Source organism: Cellulomonas septica (assembly GCF_012396155.1).
GTDB classification, from domain to species: Bacteria; Actinomycetota; Actinomycetes; order Actinomycetales; family Cellulomonadaceae; genus Cellulomonas; species Cellulomonas septica.
In genome coordinates this window covers 1-20,174 of record NZ_JAAXOY010000002.1, presented here as the reverse complement: position 1 = coordinate 20,174, position 20,174 = coordinate 1, and the positions used below count along the sequence as shown (strand labels likewise).

Annotated in this window: 20 protein-coding genes, 1 tRNA gene and 1 pseudogene; 11 read left to right on the top strand and 11 right to left on the bottom strand. The window is 73.3% G+C overall.

Going from position 1 to position 20,174, the window contains the following annotated elements; all coding sequences use genetic code 11:
• Positions 1 to 95: 95 nt before the first annotated feature.
• A complete protein-coding gene (locus tag HGA02_RS00610; protein ID WP_168676430.1) occupies positions 96 to 1,208 on the top strand; it encodes a DUF389 domain-containing protein in 1,113 nt (370 codons plus the stop codon).
• Positions 1,209 to 1,223: 15 nt separating this feature from the next.
• Complete coding sequence (locus HGA02_RS00605) at positions 1,224 to 1,730, top strand: DUF421 domain-containing protein (RefSeq protein ID WP_168676428.1); 507 nt, start codon at positions 1,224 to 1,226, stop codon at positions 1,728 to 1,730.
• Positions 1,731 to 1,758: 28 nt separating this feature from the next.
• Here the strand turns inward: HGA02_RS00605 and HGA02_RS00600 are convergent, their stop codons facing one another.
• Positions 1,759 to 2,139 (bottom strand): ATP-binding protein, encoded by a 381-nt coding sequence (locus HGA02_RS00600; RefSeq protein ID WP_168676426.1) that lies wholly within the window; start codon positions 2,137 to 2,139, stop codon positions 1,759 to 1,761.
• A 154-nt stretch (positions 2,140 to 2,293) separates the two neighbouring features.
• Between HGA02_RS00600 and HGA02_RS00595 the strand changes: the two genes are divergently transcribed.
• The 7 genes from HGA02_RS00595 (at position 2,294) to HGA02_RS00565 (ending at position 8,495) form a co-directional block, all read left to right on the top strand.
• Positions 2,294 to 3,856 (top strand): Na+/H+ antiporter, encoded by a 1,563-nt coding sequence (locus HGA02_RS00595; protein ID WP_168676424.1) that lies wholly within the window; start codon positions 2,294 to 2,296, stop codon positions 3,854 to 3,856.
• Positions 3,857 to 4,409: 553 nt separating this feature from the next.
• A complete protein-coding gene (locus HGA02_RS21540) occupies positions 4,410 to 4,742 on the top strand; it encodes a Gmad2 immunoglobulin-like domain-containing protein (protein ID WP_168676422.1) in 333 nt (110 codons plus the stop codon).
• Positions 4,743 to 4,816: 74 nt separating this feature from the next.
• Entirely contained in the window at positions 4,817 to 5,494 is a 678-nt protein-coding gene (locus tag HGA02_RS00585; RefSeq protein ID WP_168676420.1) for a response regulator transcription factor, read from the top strand.
• Positions 5,491 to 6,903: a HAMP domain-containing sensor histidine kinase gene (locus tag HGA02_RS00580; protein WP_168676418.1), complete on the top strand. Its 1,413-nt coding sequence runs from the start codon at positions 5,491 to 5,493 to the stop codon at positions 6,901 to 6,903. Before HGA02_RS00585 ends, HGA02_RS00580 begins: the two co-directional genes overlap by 4 nt.
• Positions 6,900 to 7,454: a GerMN domain-containing protein gene (locus HGA02_RS00575; protein ID WP_168676416.1), complete on the top strand. Its 555-nt coding sequence runs from the start codon at positions 6,900 to 6,902 to the stop codon at positions 7,452 to 7,454. Before HGA02_RS00580 ends, HGA02_RS00575 begins: the two co-directional genes overlap by 4 nt.
• A gap of 212 nt (positions 7,455 to 7,666) precedes the next feature.
• Positions 7,667 to 8,026, top strand: a complete 360-nt coding sequence (locus HGA02_RS00570) for an STAS domain-containing protein (RefSeq protein ID WP_168676414.1) — start codon at positions 7,667 to 7,669, stop codon at positions 8,024 to 8,026.
• The gene (locus HGA02_RS00565; RefSeq protein WP_168676412.1) at positions 8,019 to 8,495 is read left to right on the top strand and encodes a hypothetical protein; all 477 of its coding nucleotides are present in this window, start codon (positions 8,019 to 8,021) and stop codon (positions 8,493 to 8,495) included. Before HGA02_RS00570 ends, HGA02_RS00565 begins: the two co-directional genes overlap by 8 nt.
• Positions 8,496 to 8,588: 93 nt before the next feature.
• Here HGA02_RS00565 and HGA02_RS00560 read toward each other — a convergent pair whose 3' ends face one another.
• On the bottom strand, positions 8,589 to 9,419 hold the full coding sequence (locus HGA02_RS00560; protein ID WP_168676410.1) for a redoxin domain-containing protein: 831 nt from the start codon (positions 9,417 to 9,419) through the stop codon (positions 8,589 to 8,591).
• A 76-nt stretch (positions 9,420 to 9,495) separates the two neighbouring features.
• On the bottom strand, positions 9,496 to 10,089 hold the full coding sequence (locus HGA02_RS00555) for a TetR/AcrR family transcriptional regulator (protein ID WP_168676408.1): 594 nt from the start codon (positions 10,087 to 10,089) through the stop codon (positions 9,496 to 9,498).
• A 186-nt stretch (positions 10,090 to 10,275) separates the two neighbouring features.
• Between HGA02_RS00555 and HGA02_RS00550 the strand changes: the two genes are divergently transcribed.
• Positions 10,276 to 11,178 carry an ABC transporter ATP-binding protein gene (locus tag HGA02_RS00550; RefSeq protein ID WP_168676405.1) on the top strand — a complete coding sequence of 301 codons (903 nt, stop codon included), beginning with the start codon at positions 10,276 to 10,278 and terminating at the stop codon, positions 11,176 to 11,178.
• A complete protein-coding gene (locus HGA02_RS00545; protein WP_168676402.1) occupies positions 11,175 to 12,800 on the top strand; it encodes an ABC transporter permease in 1,626 nt (541 codons plus the stop codon). The genes HGA02_RS00550 and HGA02_RS00545 overlap by 4 nt, the downstream gene beginning before the upstream one ends.
• Before the next feature lie 85 nt (positions 12,801 to 12,885).
• On the opposite strand, the gene HGA02_RS00540 is transcribed toward HGA02_RS00545, so the two are convergent.
• From HGA02_RS00540 to HGA02_RS00505, 8 genes and pseudogenes are all read right to left on the bottom strand, one after another.
• A complete protein-coding gene (locus HGA02_RS00540; protein ID WP_168676399.1) occupies positions 12,886 to 13,287 on the bottom strand; it encodes a phage holin family protein in 402 nt (133 codons plus the stop codon).
• Between the two features lie 168 nt (positions 13,288 to 13,455).
• Positions 13,456 to 14,796 carry an FAD-dependent oxidoreductase gene (locus tag HGA02_RS00535; protein WP_168676397.1) on the bottom strand — a complete coding sequence of 447 codons (1,341 nt, stop codon included), beginning with the start codon at positions 14,794 to 14,796 and terminating at the stop codon, positions 13,456 to 13,458.
• On the bottom strand, positions 14,793 to 15,854 hold the full coding sequence (locus HGA02_RS00530) for an alcohol dehydrogenase catalytic domain-containing protein (protein WP_168676395.1): 1,062 nt from the start codon (positions 15,852 to 15,854) through the stop codon (positions 14,793 to 14,795). The genes HGA02_RS00535 and HGA02_RS00530 overlap by 4 nt, the downstream gene beginning before the upstream one ends.
• Before the next feature lie 5 nt (positions 15,855 to 15,859).
• Positions 15,860 to 17,665: a glycoside hydrolase family 15 protein gene (locus HGA02_RS00525; protein WP_168676393.1), complete on the bottom strand. Its 1,806-nt coding sequence runs from the start codon at positions 17,663 to 17,665 to the stop codon at positions 15,860 to 15,862.
• 930 nt (positions 17,666 to 18,595) lie between these two features.
• A tRNA-Ala gene (locus HGA02_RS00520) sits at positions 18,596 to 18,668 on the bottom strand.
• Between the two features lie 75 nt (positions 18,669 to 18,743).
• The gene (locus HGA02_RS00515; RefSeq protein WP_168676390.1) at positions 18,744 to 19,439 is read right to left on the bottom strand and encodes a histidine phosphatase family protein; all 696 of its coding nucleotides are present in this window, start codon (positions 19,437 to 19,439) and stop codon (positions 18,744 to 18,746) included.
• A complete protein-coding gene (gene rsfS, locus HGA02_RS00510; RefSeq protein WP_168676388.1) occupies positions 19,436 to 19,819 on the bottom strand; it encodes a ribosome silencing factor in 384 nt (127 codons plus the stop codon). The genes HGA02_RS00515 and rsfS overlap by 4 nt, the downstream gene beginning before the upstream one ends.
• Before the next feature lie 21 nt (positions 19,820 to 19,840).
• Positions 19,841 to 20,174, bottom strand: a pseudogene (locus tag HGA02_RS00505) (hypothetical protein); the annotation flags it as partial.

Genomic DNA, 20,174 nt, shown 5'->3' with positions numbered 1-20,174 from the left:
GCGCCCGCTCCGGATCACGCGCTGTGACCTCGATCATGTGCGAGTGTCATGCTCGCGACACCGGGACGACGTCGGCGGACCGAGCGGAGAGGGCCATGGAGCCACGGGGAGAGGGGTCCAGGACGGGCGTCCGGCGTCTTGCCCAGGCGCTGCTCCCGACGAACCAGCGCCGCACGCTCGGCGAGGTCGCCGAACGGCTCGACCTCGACAGCGGCGACACCGCCGCCAAGCGCTCCGGGTTCTGGTCGATGCTCGTCCTCTCGGGCCTCATCGCCGTCGCGGGTGTCGTCACCGACTCCACCGCGACCGTCATCGGCGCCATGATCGTCGCGCCTCTGGCTACGCCGATCCTGGGCATCGGTCTCGGCATCGTGACTCTTGCACCGCGCCGGGTCTGGCGTTCGGTGGTCTACGTGCTCGGCGGGACGGCGGTGGTGGTCGCCCTCGGGTTGGCCGCCACCCTCGCGCTGCCGTCGACGACCGACGTGCTCACCAACTCCCAGGTCACGGGCCGGACGTCGCCAGGGCTCGGCGACCTCGTCGCTGCGTTCGCCACCGGCCTCGCCGGCGCGCTCGCGATCACGCGCCGCGACCTCGGCGACGTGCTGCCGGGCATCGCCATCGCGATCTCGCTGGTCCCACCGCTCGGCGTCGTCGGCGTCTGCCTCGGCGAAGGGTCCCCCTCGCTGGCCGCCGGTGCGCTGCTGCTGTTCGGGTCGAACGCGGTCGCGCTGGTCACCGCCACGACGATCGTCCTCACCACTGCCGGATACGTGCGCGCCGCCCGACGGGAGCGCAGCCGACTGGGGCTGGCGCGCCCCCGGCGGGCGTACGTGGTGCTCGTCGTCGCCGTCGTGCTGGTGACGCTGCCGATGGCGGCGAACACCGTCCAGGCGACGCTCGCCCAGCTCTGGCTGAGCCAGACCGCGGCCGCCGCGGAGGAGTGGGCGAGCACCGGCGAGGACGTCGACGTCGAGGGCGTCTTCTGGCAAGGCACCGACCTGGTCGTCGAGGTCCGCAGCCCGGGAGCGCTGCCCCCCGTCGGCGAGCTCCAGGACCGGGTCGACGACCTCGTCCCTTGGGGGCCCGACGTCGTCGTCGTCCACACGCTCGGCGAACGCGTCGAGTCCTCCTCCACGCTCTCGCGGGTTCCCTCGGAGCCCACGAATGGCTGGTCGCCCGCGCGCGACGCACAGTGGTGGCGGTGAGGAGAGGAGACGCCGATGTGGTTCGACACGTGGGGCGACGTGCTGCGCGTGGTCGTCGTCGGCGCCGCTTCCTACCTCGCGCTCGTCCTCGTGCTGCGGGTGTCGGGCAAGCGCACGCTGGCCAAGCTCAACGCCTTCGACCTGGTGGTCACCGTCGCGCTCGGGTCGACCCTCGCCACGATCCTGCTGAGCTCCGACGTCTCCTGGACCGAGGGCGTCACGGCGTTCCTCGTGCTGGTGGTCCTGCAGCTCACCGTCTCATGGACGACGTCGCACGTCGGGCCGGGTCGTTCGGTGGTGACGGCCGGGCCTACGACCGTCCTGCGCGACGGAACGCTCGACCGGGACGCGATGTCCGCCCAGCGGCTCACCGTCGCCGAAGTCCGGCAGGCGGTGCGCGGCAGCGGCGTCGGCGGGTTCGACCAGGTCGCTCGCGTCGTCCTGGAGACGGACGGCACGCTGAGCGTGATCCCGACGAGCGCGGTCGGCGACGGGGAGGCGCTCGAGCCCGACGACCGCTGAGCGCGCACGACCGAGCGGCAGGGCACGCTCACCGGCGCGCGGTGTCGAGGGCGACGCGGAACCAGACGGTCTTCACGCCCGCGTCGTGCGTCACGCCCCACGCGTCGGCGAGCCGGTCCACCAGGAGGACACCGCGTCCGCCGGCGGTGGTGGGCGGTGGGTCGACGACGTGCGGCGGCGTGGGGTTCGCGTCGCTCACGGCCACGGTGATCGCTCGATGCTCCCGCTCCATCACGAGTCGCAGGCCCTCGGGCGCGCGTCCGTACTTCACCGCGTTGGTGACGACTTCGCTGACGAGAAGCTCGATCACCTGGACCGCGTGCACGTCTGTGCCCGCGGGCAGGCGCTCGAGGACCCACCGACGCCCCAGCCGCGCAGCCCGGGGCTGCGACGGCAGGTGAAGCTCCATCGCGGTGTCCCTCGTGTTGTCCGGCCCGGTTCCGCGGGCGAGGCTACCCCTGCGACCGCTCAGCCGCCGGTTCACGTCGCCCGTCCGGGTGCGCCTGGCCCGTGGTGCCATGGAGCCGTCTCGCGCTTCACGTCGTCCGGCCCCGGAGGTTCCGATGTCCGCCGTCGTCGTCGCCGTGCTGCTGGCCGGCGTGGTGGCGCTCACGCCGCTCGCCGACCGCCTGCGCGTCCCGCTGCCCGTCCTGCTCACCGTCTTCGGGCTCCTCGTGCCGCTGGTGCCGGCCGTGCCCTCGCCGCGCATCGAGCCCGACGTCATCCTCCCACTCGTGCTGCCACCGCTGCTGTTCGCGGCGACGCAGCGGGCGACCGCTCGCGACTTCCGGCAGAACGTCCGTCCGATCGCCTTCCTCGCCGTCGGCCTGACAGTCGTGACGGCAGCGGTGGTCGCCCTCGTGGCGCACGCGGCGGGCCTCCCGTGGGGTCCGGCTGCGGTGCTCGGGGCGGTGGTGGCCCCGCCCGACCCGGTCGCGGCGACGGCTGTCGCGCGGCGGCTGCGGCTGCCGGGACGCCTCGTCACCGTCCTCGAGGGTGAGGGCATGTTCAACGACGCGACCGCGCTGGTGATGTACAACGTGGCGGTCGCGGCCGTCGTCGCCGGTGAGTTCTCCGCGTCCGGTCTCGGGGTCGACCTGCTCCTCGCCGTCGGGCTCGGCGTCGCTCTCGGGCTCGCGTTCGGGGTGGTCACCCGCGCTGCCCTCGCCCGCCTGCACCTCGCGGCACCGGAGACGACCGTGACGCTCGCTGCGCCATTCGTCGTCTACCTGCTCGCGGAGCATCTCGGAGGCTCGGGCGTCCTCGCGGTCCTGGCGCTCGGGCTGTACCTGCGCACCTACGGGCACCGGGCGATCACGTCCGGCGGTTGGCTGCTCGGACGCGCCGTGTGGCGTTACGCCGACTACATCGTCACCAGCCTCGTGTTCGTCTTCATCGGCTTCGAGCTCACGGCGGTGCTGGAGGAGGAGCAGATCGACGGCGCGACCGTCGGGCTCGCCGCGCTCGTCGTCGTCGTGCTCGTGGCCGTGCGATTCGTGTGGATCATGCCCACGACGAGGTTCACGCGACTGTGGCCCGACCCGACGGACGCGTCGGCGCTCGGCCCGCGCGAGGGCGTGGTCGCGTCGTGGGCGGGGATGCGTGGCGTCGTGACGGTCGCGACCGCGCTCGCCGTCCCGGCTTCGACGGCGGCCGGTGCGGACTTCCCCGACCGGCACACGATCGTGTTCGTGGGGCTGGTCGCGGTGCTCGCCACCCTCGTCGTGCAGGGACTGACACTTGCGCCGCTCGTGACGTGGCTGCGCGTCGGCACCGAGGCGGACGTCGCCGCGGAGGCTCGCGCGCTGCGTCGTCGTGCGACCGACGCCGCTCTCACCGCCCTGCGCGACGGCTCGCTCTCGGCCGACGTGCCGGACGCCGCGCGGCGCGCGGTGACGGTGCAGTACGAGGGCTATCTGGCAGCACAGGACGCGCTGGTGGACGCCCGCGCCGCTGTTCCTGACGGTTCCCGCGACGAGAATACGCTCGACGACCTCCTGCGCCGTGCCGCCGAGGTCGAGCGTGACCTGGTGGTCGACGCTCGGAGTGCGGGCGACGTGAGCCCGGAGGCGGCCGACGAGGTCCTCGACGACATCGAGTCGCGCGCGGTCCGCGACTCGGACTGAGCCACCCCAGGCCTCCTGTCGTTCGTCGCACCTCCGTCATCAGCGGGGGCGCCGACGTGTCGTGAGCATGACGAACACGTGACGCCGGACGTTGGCGTCGCCTTCTGCGGTGGAAGCTCGACACCCGCGCCACTCACGGTGGGACCGCAGTCCACGTGCGTACCGTCCGGCCGCACCCCGCGGCCGCCGGCGCCGATCGGAGGTCCTCATGCGCCACGACCAGCCCGTCCGTCCGCCGCACCGTGAGCGGGGCGTACAGCTCCTCACGGCTGCCCTTGCGGTCACCGCGATCCTCGGCGGCTGCACGCCGCCGGATGCCGACCCGCTCGAGCCGGAGAGGCGCGGCACGCTGGTCTCGACGCAGACCTCGCCCTCCGCACCCGCGCCGGCGCCGGCCTCGGACGCCACGTCGTCTCTCGCCCCGCCCGCGACAGGAGCACGTGCGCCCAGCGCTCCGGCCCTGTCGGCTCCCACGGCACCGGGGACCGCGACCAGCGTTCCCCTCGGGCGTGCGACCCTCGAGCCCTCCGCGCCAGCGACCGGCTCGTCGGCCGTGGGCGTCGTCGTCGACGCTCCTCGACCCGGTGCGGTCGTCGCCGGCCCGGACGTCGACGTGCGCGGGTCGGGTACCGCGTTCGAGGGGACGCTGCGGTGGCGCGTCACGTCAGGCGACGCTGTGGTGGACGAGGGGTACACCACGGCCGGCGCGAACGGACTCGTGGGCCCGTTCGGCTTCACGCTCGCGCTGGACACCGGGATCTACACGCTCGAGGTGTGGGAGCCGGGGATGTCCGAGGACGGTGCGGCGACCGGCGCGGTGCCGGGCGGGCAGACCGCCGTGCGGACGACCTTCGCGGTGGTCCGCGCGTGCACCGACCTCGCGTGAGATCCGAAGCTCCTGCTGACGACGCGCGGGGCCGTCGACGTGACCGAGGGCCGGCCGACGGTCAGACTGCCGGGATGAGACGCACGGTGCTGCTGATCGAGGACGACGCCCGGATCCGCCGCGTCGTCGAGCTCGCGCTCACCGCCGACGGCTTCGCGTTCGCCGCGGCCGCCAGCGGCGAGGAGGGCCTCGACCTGCTGAGCCGCCGCGTGTTCGACGTCGTGCTCCTGGACCTCATGCTGCCCGGCCGCGACGGGCTGGACGTGTGCCGGGAGATCCGCCGGACGAGCGACGCGCCGATCATCATGGTGACCGCCCGAGCCGACAGCCACGACGTGGTCGGTGGGCTGGAGGCGGGAGCCGACGACTACGTCACCAAGCCGTTCGTGGCCAAGGAGCTCTCAGCTCGGATCCGGGCGCTCCTGCGGCGCTCGGCAGGCACCGCGGCCCGCGAGCCCGTGCAGGTGGGCGACCTGACGATCGACACGAGCGCGGGACTCGTCCATCGCGACGGCGTGCCCGTCGAGCTGACCAAGACGGAGTTCGGGCTGCTGTGCGAGCTCGCGGCCGTTCCCGGCCGGGTGGTGAGCCGGGAGGAGCTCCTGGAACGGCTCTGGGGCTACGACTACTTCGGCGACGCCCGCCTCGTGGACGTGCACGTCGGGCGGCTGCGCAAGAAGGTCGAGCCCGACCCCAGCGCCCCCGCCGTCGTCCTGACCGTGCGCGGCATGGGCTACCGGCTGGGCGCATGACGGATCTCGGCACGGGCACCGCCGTCGACGACTCGTCGTCGCCGCGGCTGGCGCGGTGGCGCAGCATGCGAGGACGCGCCGCCCTGGCGTTCAGCGCGCTCGCGTTCCTGCTGTCAGCCGCCATGGCGGTGGCTGTGTGGCTCGCGGTGTCGGGGTTCCTGCTCCTCGAGCGTGAGCGGTCGGGGCAGGTGCAGGCGGCGGCGAACGCGGCGACGGTGCAGCGCGCGCTCGAGACCGACGGCCTGGCGCCCGCCGACGCCCTGGCCCGTGCGCCGCGCGAGAGCGGCGCGACCGCGTTGCTCGCGCACGACGGTGGCTGGTTCACCACGTCGCTCGACGTGGGGCGCACCCTGCTCCCCGCCGGGCTCCGGCGAGCGGTCCTGGACGACGGCCAGCCGTCGCGCCAGCGCATCTCCGTGAGCGGCCGCACGGTGCTGGTGATCGGGGTCCCTCTGCCGCGCGGTGCCTACTTCACCGTGCTGCCGCTCGACGAGCTCTCGCGCACCCTTCGCGTCCTGGGCACCGTGCTCGTCACGGCCGTCGCCCTGACCCCGTTGGTCGCGCTCGCGCCCGGCTGGTGGCTGACCCGGCCCGCGCTTCGCCCGTTGTCCCGGCTCTCCGACGCGGCGGCACGGGTCGCCTCCGGCGACACGCGTGCCCGCATCGACCCGGGTGGCGACCCCGAGCTCGTCCGCATCGCGCGGTCCTTCAACACGACGGCCGCCGCTCTCGAGCGTCGCGTCCGGGCGGATGCCAGGTTCGCCACCGACGTCGCGCACGAGCTGCGCAGCCCGTTGACCACCATGCTGACCGCGGTGTCGCTCGTGGAGGCCGAGCGGGACCGCCTGGATGAAGACGGGCGGGAGGCGCTCGCCCTGCTGCAGGCGGAGGTCGAGCGGTTCTCGCGCCTCGTCCAGGACCTGCTGGAGATGTCGCGCTCCGACGCCGGGGACGCCGATGCGACGTTCGTCCCGGTCGTGCTCGCGGAGCTGGTCCGCAAGGCGCTGCCACCCGACGTGCGCGACCGGCTCGTGGTCGAACCGGAAGCGTCGCGAGCGACGGTCATGGTCGACAAGCGACGCCTCGAGCGCGTGATCGCCAACCTGGTCGACAACGCGGAGCATCACGGCCGAGGGCTGCGGTCGGTCACCGTGACCCGGTCCGGGGACGACGCCGTGGTCTGGGTCGACGATGCGGGGCCCGGCGTCGCAGCCGAGGACCGCGAACGGATCTTCGAGCGGTTCACCCGTGGACCGGGGACCGACCGCGGGCACGTGCACGGTGTCGGCCTGGGACTTGCTCTCGTCGTCCGGCACGTGCGCCTCCTCGGGGGCCGGGTGTGGGTCGAGGACAGCCCGCACGGCGGCGCCCGGTTCGCCCTCGTCCTGCCGACGAGGGAGGACACGTGATCCGCCGAAGCGCGCTCGTCACCGTCGTCGTCGCGGCTCTTCTCGCCGCGTGCGGCGTGTCGCCCCAGCGTGCGCCCGTCGCGATCGACGTCCCGGTGCCCACGCAGGCGAGCCCCGCTTCGCCCAGCACCAGCGGACCCGGTGCGACCACCCTCTATCTGGTGCGGGACGACCGTCTTGAAGCCGTCCGGCGGCCGTCGACGAGCGCCACCCTGGAGGACGCCGTCGAGGCGCTCAGCGCGGGACCGTCGCGGGACGAGACCCGTGCGGGGCTCCGCAGCGCGGTCGCGGTGGACTCCGTGCGCTCGGCCGAGACCGACGACGAGGTCGTCGTCGTCGACGTGAGCCACGACTTCGTCGAGACCTCGGGCAGCGACCAGCTGCTGGCCGTCGCGCAGCTGGTGTGGACGGTCACGGAGGCGTCGGGCAGACCCGAGGTCCGCCTGACCAGCGGTGGCGACCCGGTCGAGGTGCCGACCGACCGGGGCCTTTCGTCGGGCGACGTCGCGCGCGACGACTACGCCAGCGTCGCCCCCACCGCAGATCCGTGACGCCGACATGACAAACGTGTGACGGATCGCCCCACGGGGCGCCCATGAGTGGATCCGTTGCCACCCGAGGTCGCACCCTGGCGGAGTCCCAGCAGCGGGCCGGCACACGTCGGCCAGACGCGAGGCGAGGCGAGGAGCACGGCGATGGACACGGACACGACGGCGGGCCGGCGATCGGTCGCCCCACGGCACCGCCGGCGCGGCGGCGTCGCATGAGCGCCCTGCGCTCTGGTGCGCACGGCTCGATCAGCGCGACGTGCCTCGCCGACGTCACCGTGGTCCGGCTCAGCGGTGAGATCGACCAGGGCCTGCGGCCTCAGGCGAGCTCTGCTCTCGCCGCGTCCCTTCGCCGCCATGTGCCCGTGGTCCTCGATGCCGAGGACGTGACGTTCATCGACGCGTCCGGGCTGTCGTTCGTCATCCAGTGCAGCCGGATCGGCCACGAGCAGGGGCTGAGCGTGCGGATGGCCACGTGCTCTCCGTGCGTGCACGACATGCTCGAGATGGTCGGCGCGGACAGCCTGTTCGACGGCGAGCCCGACGGTGCCGAGCCGAGGAGCGACCGTGGTTGACGGCCGGCGGGCCCGCCGCTTCCCGCGTACCGCCGCGGGCGCCGCAGCCCGTGCCACCCTCGTCGTCGTCCTTGCGCTCGTCGGCTGCGCGCCGGTCCACGGCGAGCACGCGGCGACGACGTCCGGCCCGCAGCAGCGGCTCGGCCGTCTCGTCTTCTCCGACGTCCGCGTGCTCGTGCCAGGCGAGGGCCAGCCCGGGATCGTCCTGGGCACCGTCCGCAACGAGAGCGACGTCAGCGACGTCGTGTTCCTCTCCCTGCCCGGCGGCTCCGTCACGGCGGTCGTCGTCGAGGGCGGACGCACCGTGGTCCTCGGCGGCGAGCCGCAGGCGGCCGCGGTCTTCAGCCTCAGTGCGTCCTCCGACGCTTCTGTCGAGCTGCTCGTGCAGTCCGCGACGTACGGGAGCAGAACACTCGTCACCGCGGTGACCGACGACCCTGCGACGTCCGTGCGTCCGATCGCCGGGTGACGCGGGACGGCGACCGCTCCGCCCCTCCGCGGTGTCGGAGGAGTAGACGACGCACCTGAGCGGGGCCGGTCGTCACTCCCGTCGGCACGCCTCCTACGCGCCGGCGGCGCGTGAGGACACCGCGATCACCGCGGCGACGACGGCCAGGACGAGCACGGCAAGTCCCACCGTTGCCGCCGGTCCTCGTCGGTCGGTCGCCAGCGGGCTCAGGAGCCGGGTCGCGCGACCGAGCAGCGCCAGGGGCGGTGCGGCCTTCCAGACGTCCCGCTCGGCCTTGGAGCCGGCGCGGCGGACCACGTCGGGCAGGTGCCCGACGGCCGCCAGCAGCGGGAGCACCGACCGGCCGCGGCGGACGCGCACGCCGGGCCCGCCGAGGGCGTCCTCGATGCTCGCGCGCACCGCGGCGGTGTCGTTGGCCCAGTGCACGCGCGCGGTGACGACCCCATCGGGACGCAGCACGTAGGCGGAGTTGGGCTTCGGGCCGACGGACCGGTGCAGGGTGCCGTCGATGTCGTCGACCGCGACCTCGTAGGTCACGCGCAGGTCGTCGCGCATGGATGCCGCGTGCGCCGCCTTCTCCGCGTCGGAGCGGGGCTGCGGCAGGAGCTCTCCTGGGTGCGCCTCGCGGGTCTGCACCAGGACGAACCGCACCCGGTCGCCGTAGCGCTCGTGCAGGTCGTTGAGCGGCGGCAACGCGCTGCGGGTGACCGGACAGGTCTGCGACCCGAAGACCAGGAGCACGGGCTTGTCGCCGAGGTCGTGGCTGTCGAACCGGTGACCGTCGAGCGTCGGCAGGTCGAACCGCGGGATGACGTCGCCCGGTGCCGGGTCGGTCGGCAGGTAGCGCATGTCGGCGACGATGTCTCTCGTGCGCAGGTCGTCAAACCGGTAGCGGGAGAGCGAGTGCTGCGTGTCGGTGGTCACGGTCGTTCCTCTCGTGGAGTTGACTGAACGGTCAAGTGCGGGTGCGCACGAGCATGCACGGCCGCGCGTCCGGGCGTCAGCGGGGCGCGGGCAGCAACCGCCGCATCAGGGGCGGCAGGGCGTCGAGCACGTCCGCGTCGTCCGCGGATTTCGCGAGCACGCTGAAGCCCTGGATGCTCGCGACCACGCTTCTCGCGGCCGCCGTCGGGTCCAGGTCGCGATCGATGTCGCCGCGCGCCTGACCATCACGAACGAGGGACTCGATGCGCACCGTCCAGGTGTCCATCAGCTCGGCGATTCGCGTGCGCATCTCCGGGTCGAGCGCGGAGAGCTCGACCGCGAGGTTGCCGATCGGGCACCCCGGGACGGCGCCGAGCCGGCCCTCCATCGTGCGCATCATCGACGTGTAGGCCGACAGGAAGCGGTCCAGCCGCTCGAGCGGCGGAACTTCGAGCGCGAAGGCCTCGTCGAGGAGGGCGTCCATCAGGCTCCAGTTGCGTTCCAGGACGGCGAGCCCCAGCGCGCGCTTCGAGGGGAAGAAGTGGTAGAGGCTCCCCTTGTTGACTCCTGCCGCTCTGCACACGTCTTCGACGCCCACGTCGGCATAGGTCGACCGGTGCACGAGGTCCCGCGCGATGGTGACCAGTCGCCCCCGAGTGTCTGCCGGCATGCGTCCACCGTACGGAGGAATTGACCGATCGGTCAATTGCCATCGTCGTGCGCTGTTTCTCGGCCACCGGTCAGCGAGCGCGTTCGCTGCTTCCGGGCGAGCGAGGCCAGGAGTAGCGTCACCAACAGGTGCGCCGGGAAGCCTGGTCGGCAGTGGTGTCCGTGCTGTCGAACCGTGGAGGTCCCGATGGGCGTGCCTGCCCTGCGCACCGAGAGCTTGTCCAAGCGATACGGCCGGCTGCTGGCCGTCGACGACCTCACCCTGGAGGTCGCACCCGGCGAGGTGTTCGGGTTCCTCGGCCCGAACGGCGCCGGGAAGTCCACGACGATCCGGATGGTCCTGGGCCTGGCGCGTCCCACATCGGGGCAGGCTCGCGTCTTCGATCTCGACGCGCGGGATGTCGCCGCGGCGCACCGCCTCCTCGCTCACGTGCCGGCAGACGTCGCGCTGTGGCCACGGATGTCGGGCGCTGAGGTGCTCGACCTGCTCGGGCGGCTCGGTCCCGGCGTCGACGTCGCGTACCGCGCAGAGCTCGTCGAACGGTTCGCCCTGGACGTGTCGAAGCCCGCGGGGACGTACTCGACCGGCAACCGGCAGAAGGTGGCTCTCGTCGCCGCGTTCGCGACGCGCGCGCCGCTGCTGGTCCTCGACGAGCCGACCAGCGGACTGGACCCGCTGATGGAACGTGAGTTCCGCCAGGCCGTGTCGGCCGCGCGCGAACGCGGTCAGGCGGTGTTCCTCAGCTCCCACCAGCTCGCCGAGGTCGAGGCGGTCTGCGACCGGGTGGGCATCCTGCGCGCGGGCGTCCTCGTCGAGGTCGCCTCCGTCGGCGAGCTGCGCCGCCTGCACCGCACCGAGGTCAGCGCGACCTTCGCCGGCCCGCCGCCGGACCTCAGCGGAACCGTCGGGATCTGCGACGTGTCCAGCCAGCAGCACGACGGGGCGGCGGGTGTCCGGTTCACCTTGAACGGCCCACCCGGCGCGGCTCTGCGGATGCTCGCCGACGCCGAGGTCCAGACGCTCGCGGTGAGTGAGCCGAGCCTCGAGGAGATCTTCCTCGCGTACTACGGACAGGACGTGACGCGGTGAGCACGCCGACCGTCGCGATCACGCGACGTGCCGCCCTCGGGGCAGAGCCGCGGCCCTGGGGTGTGCTGACGCGCCACGCCGCCCACCAGGTCTACCGCGGCGGCCTGGTCGTCAGCGGCATCTGCGCGGGGATGTCCGCCGTCGTCGTCGGCACGTACACGAGCCAAGGCCTGGACCTGGCGGCGCTGGAAGCCCTCGCGTCCAACCCCGCGATCCGCACCCTCTTCGGTGAGCCCGTGGCGCTGGACGAAGCAGGCGGGTTCACCGTGTGGCGCACGGGGACCGCCCTGGCCGTCCTGCTGGGACTCTGGTCGCTGCTGGCCGCGACCAGGACCACGCGCGGCGAGGAGGACGCGGGCCGCTGGAACCTGCTGCTGGCGGGGCGGGCGACCTTGCGCGAGGCGGTGCTGAGCCACCTCGCTGTGCTGAGCGTGGTCCCGCTCGTCGCCGGCACCGCGACCGCCCTCGCGATGGTGGCCGCGGGCGCGGACGTCACGGGTTCGCTGCTGCACGGCGGCGGCCTGACGGCTGTCGGCGTCTTCTTCGTGGCGCTCGGCGGCCTGACCGCCCAGGTGTACCCGAGCCGCTCAGCGGCGGCGGGCGCCGCCACGGCGGTGCTGCTCGTGACGTTCGGCGCGCGCATGGTCGGCGACGGCGTGGACGTGCTGGCCGGCCTGCGGTGGTTCTCCCCGTTCGGGCTGATGGGGCTGAGCAGGCCCTTCGACGCCGACCGCGCTGCACCCCTGGCCGTGCTGATCGTCACAGCGGCCGTCCTGCTGGCCGCCGCCGCCCGGGCCTCGGGCCGTCGCGACGTCCAGGGCGCGCTCCTTCGGTCGGCGACTGTCCGCACCCCGCGCACCGCCCTGCTCGGCTCGGTGACGACCTTCGCCGTCCGTCGCGCCCTGCGCGCTCTCGTCGGCTGGAGCCTCGGGGTCGGGGCCTACTTCCTGCTCGTCGGGCTGATCGCCCGATCGATGACCGACTTCCTGGCGGAGAACCCGCAGTTCGCGCAGATGGCCGCACAGGCCGGCTTCACGCTCGGGACGGTCGAGGGCTACGCCGCGACGCTGTTCGCGCTGCTCGCGGTCCCGGCGGGCGCGTTCGCCGCGATCCGCCTCGCGACTCTCGCCGCCGACGAGGAGGCGCGCCGCCTGACCCCGCTGCTCGCCGCACCGGTCACGCGGACCCACCTGCTGGCCGCGGAGACAGCCGTCGCGGCCGGCGGCGCCCTCGTCCTGACCCTGGTCGCGGGCCTCAGCACCTGGTGGGGCTGCGCGGCGGTCGGCGCCGACCTCAGCCTCTCCGACTCGGTGGGCGGCGCGCTCAACGTGCTCCCGATCGTGCTGCTGTCCGCCGGCTTCGCGGTCCTCGCCCTCGGCTGGCTGCCGCGGGCGGTCGCGCTCATCGGCGCTCTGCCCGCCGCCGGCGGCTTCCTGTGGCTGGTGCTCGCGGACAGCGTCGGCGCCCCCGCGTGGGTCGGGAACCTGTCCCCGTTCGCCCACCTGGCCCCCGTGCCCGTCACCGAGCCGGGGTGGCTCGCGTCCACTGTGATGGTGGCCGTCGCGGCGACCGCATCGATGGTGGGCGTCGCGGGATACCGCCGCCGCGACATCCGCGCGTGACCTCCGACAGGCGGCGGGTGGTCGACGGCTCGGCGAGGCAGGTCAGGCCGGACCCGTCACTGTCGGGTCCGTCCGCCCTCGTGACTCATGCGGCGAACTTCTTCTTCCCCGTCGCGTGGGCGCGGTTGCGGAGGAAGATCAACGGGAGGATCGCGGTGCAGATCGCGGTGACGAGCCACACGATGAGCGTGGCGAGGATCCACGTCGAGACGCCCTGGATGGTGAGGCCGTCACCGACGAGCGTCGCGACCCACAGCGCGACGAACGTCGAGACGAGGCCGACACCGCCGACGAAGGCGTCTGCGTACCGCACGGCCAGCTTGAGGATGAGCGGAGACAGGATCCACTGAGCGACGACGAAGACCAGCAGCGCCACGAGGAACCCCGAGACGGTGAGGGCGAAGTCGTCCAGCAGCAGGGATGCGGCCCACAGCCCGAGGGCTGCAGAGCCGAGGAAGATTGCCGTCCTGATGAGGAAGACCACCATGACCAGATGCTGAGGACTGTGCACCCGAACCTGCACGGGCAACCGGTGACCCCGCGTCTGCGACGCGACGATCGCTGACCGGGAGGTGGCGAAGCCGCCGGCTCACGAGCGCGAGCAGGATGCCCAGAAGTTCGACGACGGCGTAGCCGAGGGCGAGCCGTGCGGCCGTCACGTGGCGGGGGTCCCTCCGCGCCGGGCACGACCCGCGCGACCGCGCAGGATCACCTGATGCTGGCGTCCCCCGGTGGTGAGCACCCACGCCCAGTGCGCCAGGGTGGCCGCCCGGTTGGGCCAGCCGACGAGGAAGGCGATGTGCACCCCCGCCCACGCCAGCTTGCCGAGCACTCCGGTCAGGTGCATCCCCCGGATGTCGGCGACCGCGTCGAGCGGGCTGATGGTCGCCATCGTCCCCAGGTCGCGGTACCGGAACCGTCCCGGGTCCGACCCTTCGCCAAGCCGGTGCCGGATCACGCGTGCGACGTACTTGCCCTCCTGGATCGCGGGTTCGGCGATGCCGGGCAGGTCGTCGAGGTCGACCATGTCGCCAATCGCGAAGATCTCGGGGTGCCCCGGGAGCGTGCAGTCGGACTCGACCTTCAGGCGGCCACCCCGATCGCTCGAGGTGCCCGTGTCGCGCGCGACCTGCACAGCGAGAGGAACGGGACGGACGCCCGCGGCCCACACGACGGTTCGCGCCTCGATCCGTGCCGGGCCGTCGGAGTCGGCGCCCGCGCCGAACGTCACCCCGGTCTCGTCGACGCCGGAAGCCCGACGCCCGAGCTGGACCTCGACGCCCAGCTCGGCCATCGCGCGGGCGGTGTGCTCGCGCAGCGGCTGCGCGAACGGTGAGAGCACGGCGTCACCGCCGTCGGCGAGCACGATCCGCACGTCGTCGGTGTCGAGCTCGTGGAACTCACGGCGCAGCGTGCGCCGAGCGAGCGCTGACAGCTGTCCCGCGAGCTCGACACCCGTCGGACCGGCACCGACCACCACGAACGTCATCCACGCCCGGCGCTCGTCGCCGTGGGTGACGGCTGCTGCCTCGAACGCGCGCAGGAGGCGGTCGCGCAGCGACAGGGCGTCCTGGAGCGTCTTCATCGGCGGAGCGGTCCCCCGCCAGTCGTCGTGGCCGAAGTAGCTCGGCGTCGTGCCCGCCGCCAGGACGAGGTGGTCGTAGCCGATCCGTCGGTTCGTGCCGTCCGCGGTCGTGACCTCGACCGCACGGCCGTCCGCGTCGACCGCCGTGACCTCGCCGAGCACGATGCGGGCGTTGCGCTGGTCCGCCAGGACGTCACGCAGCGCTGGTGCGATGTCGCCGCCGGGCAGGAGACCTGTCGCCACCTGATAGAGCAACGGCTGGAAGAGGTGGTGGTTGCGGCGGTCCACCACGACGACCTGGGCGGCGACGCCTCGCAGGCCGCGTGCGACCCGCAGGCCTCCGAAGCCGCCGCCGACGATCACCACGCGCGCCGGACGGCCCGCGGCCGCCTGTGGGTGCTGCCCTGTCACGGTGCGCCGCCGTCGAACGTGAGGACCACCTTGACGTCGTCGTCGCGACGTTCGAACGCCTCGGCGTAGCGCTCGAGCGGGACGCGTCGGGTGACGAGCCGGGCGAGCCAGTCGTGGTCCGCGCGCGCGAGCGCGTCGGCCGCCGCCCGGTAGTGGTCGAGGTTGGCGTTCACGGAACCCACCACGGCGTCGTTCTCGAGCACGAGCTCGCGGTTGAGCTGGCCGGCGTCGATCGTCAGCCGTCGTCCTGCGGGCGAGACGCCGGTGAGGCACGTGATGCCGAAGGAGGCGGTCGCGGCGATGGCACCGAAGACGAGTGCACCGACGCCGGTGGCCTCGATGACAATGTCCGGCTGCGCTGCGGCCACGGCGTCCTCGAGGCCGTCGTGGTGGTAGGTCGCATCGAGGTCCGCCACCAGCTGCGGTTTGGGCCCGTCGGTGACGCGGTCGAGGACGTGGACCTCGAGGCCGCGCTGGACACCCAGGAGTGCCGCGAGCAGCCCGATCGGGCCTGCGCCCGTGACCAGCGCCGTCCGGGGCTCGAACCAGGCGCGCTCGCCGACGCGCTGCACCTGGTCCCACGCCTTCGCGACCACGGTGGTGGGTTCCATCAGCACGCCGACGTCGCGCAAACCGCGGTCGAGCCGCACCGCGTACTGCGTCTCGACGGTCCACCGCTCGCTCGCGTAGCCGTCGATCTGCTTGATCCCTCGCTCGGTGTAGCGGCCGTTGCGGCACATGTCGAACTGCCCGTGGGCACACGCACCGCACGGCACCGGGTCGGGCCGACGCACGACGCCGACCACGAGGTCTCCCGCCGCGAAGTCGCTCCCGTCGGGCGCGTACCGGACCTCCCCCAGGGACTCGTGGCCGATCACGAGGCGGTCGCGTCCGGGTGGTGCCCACCCGTAGTCCCCCGTCGCGATCTCGCGGTCGGTGCCACACACGCCCACGGCGACGGCGTCCACCAGCAACTCGTCGGGGCCGGGTTCGACGTCGTCGACGTCGGTGACCTCGAGGCTGTGCGCCTGCCGGGGTACGACGGTGAGAGCACGCACCCCCTTCACCTCCCTCTCGTCCCGCCGCGGGGCCTGGTCGCCGGATGCGCCTGGCTGAGATGCCGTGCCGTGTTGATGAGTCCCACGTGCGAGTAGGCCTGCGGTGTGTTGCCGACCTGCCGCCCGGCCCGGGTGTCGTACTCCTCGCTGAGGAGGCCGAGGTCGCTCCGCAGGTCGAGCAGGCGTTGGAAGACCTCCCGCGCATCGCGCCGGCGACCGATGCCGTGCAACGCGTCGGCGAACCAGAAGGTGCAGGCGACGAAGGCGCCCTCGTCGCCGGGCAGACCGTCGACCGAGCCGTCGGCGCCCGGGTCGTAGCGCAGCACGAAGCCGTCCTTGAAGAGGTCCTGCTCGACCGCCCGCACGGTCCCGACCACGCGGGGGTCGTCCCACGGCAGGAAGCCGGTCTGCGGGATCAGGAGGAGCGAGGCGTCGACGACGTCGGCGCCGTAGTACTGCGTGAAGGTGCCGCGCTCCGCGTCGTAGCCGCGGGCGCAGATGTCGGCGTGGATGTCGTGCCGCAGCGCGCGCCACCGGTCCACAGGTCCGGCGAGACCGTGGTCCTGCACGGCCCGCACCGCGCGGTCCAGGCCCGCCCACGCCAGGACCTTCGAGTGCACGAAGTGCCGGCGCGGGCCGCGCATCTCCCACAGACCGTTGTCCGGCGTGTCCCAGTGCCCCTCGAGGAAGTCGAGCAGGGCGCGCTGCAGCTCCCAGGCGCTCTCGACGCTCTCGATGCCCGCGTCCCTGGCGAGGTGCAGCGAGTCGAGGACCTCTCCCCACACGTCGAGCTGGAGCTGGCCTGCCGCTGCGTTGCCGATCCGGACCGGACGGGACTCCTCGTACCCGCCCAACCAGTCGAGGGTGAGCTCGGGGAGGCGGCGCGCACCGTCGAGGCCGTACATGATCTGGAGGTCGGCAGGGTCGCCCGCGACTGCCCGCAGGAGCCACTCGCGCCACGCCTTCGCCTCGGCGACGAACCCGGTGCCGAGCAGCGCCTGCAGCACGAACGTCGCGTCCCGCAGCCAGCAGAACCGGTAGTCCCAGTTGCGGGGTCCGCCGAGCTGCTCCGGCAGCGAGGTCGTCGCCGCCGCGGCGATGCCCCCCGTCGGGGCGTAGGTCAGCGCCTTGACCGTCAGCAGCGAGCGGACGACCGCGTCGCGCCAGCCGCCCTCGTACCGCACCTGACCGACCCACTCGCGCCAGAAGCGGACGGTCTCGTCGAGGGCGCGCTCCGGGTCCACCGGCTCGGGACGCCGCTCGTGCGACGGCTTGTACGTGAGGACGAACGGCACCCGCTCACCCGCGGCGACCGTGAACTCGGCGTAAGTCGTGAGGTTCCGGCCCTCGAGCCGCGCAGGCGTGCGCAGCCAGGCGGCGTCCGGTCCCGCCATCGCGGCGAGGTCCCCGCCGAGCTGCTGGACCCACGGGACGACCCGGCCGTAGTCGAACCGCAGTCGCAGCGCCATGGTCATCGGGACGCGCCCCCGCACACCCTCGACCACTCGGACGACGTCGGCCGCGTCGCCTCGGGGGGGCATCGCGTCCGTCACGCGGACGGTGCCCTCGGGGGTGTCCCACTCGGACTCCAGCACGAGCGTGTCCGGCAGGTACCGCCGGCGGGTCGCGAGACCCCCTCCGGTGGGCGCCACCCGCCAGAACCCGGCGTCCTCGTTGCCGAGGAGGGACGCGAAGCACGCGGGTGAGTCGAACCGTGGCAGGCACATCCAGTCGACCGAGCCGTCGCGTCCCACCAGCGCAGCGGTGTGCAGGTCCCCGATCAGGCCGTAGTCCTCGATCAGCTGAGCCATGGCTTTCCGGAGAGGTCGCATCGGGCGCGCCACCCGCTCGACACGCCCGTCCACAGTGGCACGCGCCGTCTCGTTCCGCAGCCTCACCGGTGGGTGCTCGTGCATGCGTCCGGCCCCGCCCCGCCCACCGCGTCGCCCAGCGAGCGGGTCAGACTGCCGGACCGGGCGCACCCGTACCACCGGTCGACTCGATGACGCGTTCATGACGAACGTGTGACAGATCGCCGGTCGGGACCCGCGCGACTGGATCCCGACGCTCTCCTCGTCGCACGCTGTGGCGACCTGGAGGACAGCGTCGCGTACGCCGACGCCACCCACGAGGTGAGGAGTGATCGGACATGGACGACTCAGTAGTCGAGCGACGTGAGGCGCGCACCGCGGTCGGGCCAGTTCGACGACGATCAAGTCACGGGACGACGGACGTGCGAAGCTCCGGTTCCGGCGCGGAGGGCGTCGACCCGGGGGCGTTCGCCGCGTGGAGGGCACCATGTGTGACGCCCCACGCGGCGAACGCGGGGAACGGGCCGCGGTGGTCGCGCTGCGCATCATCGGCGCTGCGCTCGCGACCACCGCGTGCTCACCCGCCAGCGCGGACGACGTCGGGCCGAGCTGAAGGACGCGAACCTGGCCTTGTCCGTCGTCCACGGGCAAGGCACCCCCACGGGTGAGCCTGCTACCGAGCTCGGCCCTCTCGTCAGACGCCCTGGCGTCCCGGCGCGCCAGCGCGCGGATGGTGAGGGTCCGCTCGGCCATGGACGTCACCGTGATGTCCCTGCGACCAGGTCTGCGCCACTGCTCCGATGCGCGACGGGAGCGAGCATGGGGGCGGTCCGGCCGGTGCCGAACCGATCAGTGTCCGTGAATGAGCCAGAGGCCGCGTCCGGCTCCTGTTTCCAGGATCCCGACGTGGCCTCTGACCTGCTACTTCGGTGGAGCTGAGGGGACTCGAACCCCTGACCCCCTGCATGCCATGCAGGTGCGCTACCAGCTGCGCCACAGCCCCGTTCCGAACCCACCGAAGCGGGTCCCACACCCTTGCGGGCGCTCGGAGAGTCTAGGACGAACCCCGGGCGATCTCCTAATCGGGGTCGCGGGTCTCGGCGTCGGCACCGGACTCGCGGCGGTCCGGGCCGGAGTTCCAGTCGGTCGACGCGTCGGTCGGTCCGAGGTTGTAGCCGGTGAGCCGCCAGCCCGGCACGCCGTCCAGCGTGGTCGCGACGAGCTCGGTCCAGTGCGCGTTGAGCATCCCGGCGAAGGCGTGCAGCCGGTCCCCCAGGCCGAGCAGGCGGCCGACGGTCGAGCTGATCGCGGAGCCGTGGGACACGATCACGAGCGTGTCCGCAGGGCCGAGCGCGGCGGCGTGCTCGGCGACGGCGACGGCGACCCGGTCGGCGACCTCGGCGCGCGTCTCGGCGCCGACGCCCTCGGGCTCTCCCCCGGCCCGCCAGACGGCGAACTCCTGGGGCCAGGACGCGACGATCTCGTCGCCCGTGAGGCCCTCCCAGATGCCGAATCCGCGCTCGCGCAGGCGCGGGTCCACGAGGAGCTCGAGGCCCGCGGAGCGCGCGAGGAAGGCGGCGGTGTCGTGCGCACGGCTGAGGTCCGACGTGACGATGCGCGTCGGCTCGTGCCGGGCGATCATCCGGGCGGCGGCGGTGCGGGCCTGCCAACGGCCGACCTCGTCGAGCGGGATGTCGACCTGGCCCTGCAGGCGCGCGGAGGCGTTGTGGGCGGTGCGCCCGTGCCGCCACAGCAGCACGCGTCCGGCGGTCACGCCTCGCTGCCCTCGCCGTGCACGTCGGCGGGGAGCTCGATGAGCGGGCAGTCCTTCCAGAGCCGCTCGAGGGCGTAGTAGACGCGGTCCTCGGCGTGCTGGACGTGCACGACGACGTCGCCGAAGTCGATCAGGACCCAGCGGCCCTGGCCCTTGCCCTCGCGGCGCACGGGCTTGCTGCCGAGGTGGAACATCGCCTCCTCGACGGCGTCGACGATCGCGCCGACCTGCCGCTCGTTGGTGCCGGACGCGATCAGGAACACGTCGGTCAGCACGAGCTGCTCGCTGACGTCGAGCGCGATGATCTCCTGCGCCTTGAGGTCGGAGGCGGCGCGGGCCGCCGCCACGGCGAGCTCGACGGCTCGTTCGGTCGCGGGCACGGAACTCCTCGGGTGGTGCGGTCAGGTGGTGAGCGGGGCGCTCACGTGGGCGGCGTCCGCCGGCGCGGCCGCGTTCGCAGCGGGCTCCTCGCCGCGGGCGTTGTTGAGCAGCAGCACGATGAGGAAGCCGAGCACGAACGCGACGAGCGCGAGCACGATCAGGTGCAGCCACGTGTACGGGTGGCGGGGGCGCTCGTCGTCGTCCTCGTCGTCCTCGTCGTCGTCCTCGTCCAGGTCGTCGAGGCGCGTCGCGCCGGCGGCCGGTGCGTCGGTGCGCTTGCCGAAGGGGGCGCCCGCGCCCGGACCTGCGGGTGCGCCGGTGGCGGCACCGCCCGCGGTGCCCCACGAGCCGGGG

Bases quoted from the DNA above. Each gene is read 5' to 3' on its own strand.
- HGA02_RS00595 (WP_168676424.1), top strand. From the start codon at position 2,294: ATGTCCGCCGTCGTCGTCGCCGTGCTGCTGGCCGGCGTGGTGGCGCTC.
- HGA02_RS00525 (WP_168676393.1), bottom strand. From the start codon at position 17,665: ATGGCTCAGCTGATCGAGGACTACGGCCTGATCGGGGACCTGCACACC.
- HGA02_RS00600 (WP_168676426.1), bottom strand. From the start codon at position 2,139: ATGGAGCTTCACCTGCCGTCGCAGCCCCGGGCTGCGCGGCTGGGGCGT.
- HGA02_RS00580 (WP_168676418.1), top strand. From the start codon at position 5,491: ATGACGGATCTCGGCACGGGCACCGCCGTCGACGACTCGTCGTCGCCG.
- HGA02_RS00550 (WP_168676405.1), top strand. From the start codon at position 10,276: ATGGGCGTGCCTGCCCTGCGCACCGAGAGCTTGTCCAAGCGATACGGC.
- HGA02_RS00585 (WP_168676420.1), top strand. From the start codon at position 4,817: ATGAGACGCACGGTGCTGCTGATCGAGGACGACGCCCGGATCCGCCGC.
- HGA02_RS00555 (WP_168676408.1), bottom strand. From the start codon at position 10,089: ATGCCGGCAGACACTCGGGGGCGACTGGTCACCATCGCGCGGGACCTC.
- HGA02_RS00605 (WP_168676428.1), top strand. From the start codon at position 1,224: ATGTGGTTCGACACGTGGGGCGACGTGCTGCGCGTGGTCGTCGTCGGC.
- HGA02_RS00610 (WP_168676430.1), top strand. From the start codon at position 96: ATGGAGCCACGGGGAGAGGGGTCCAGGACGGGCGTCCGGCGTCTTGCC.
- HGA02_RS00540 (WP_168676399.1), bottom strand. From the start codon at position 13,287: ATGGTGGTCTTCCTCATCAGGACGGCAATCTTCCTCGGCTCTGCAGCC.
- HGA02_RS00570 (WP_168676414.1), top strand. From the start codon at position 7,667: ATGAGCGCCCTGCGCTCTGGTGCGCACGGCTCGATCAGCGCGACGTGC.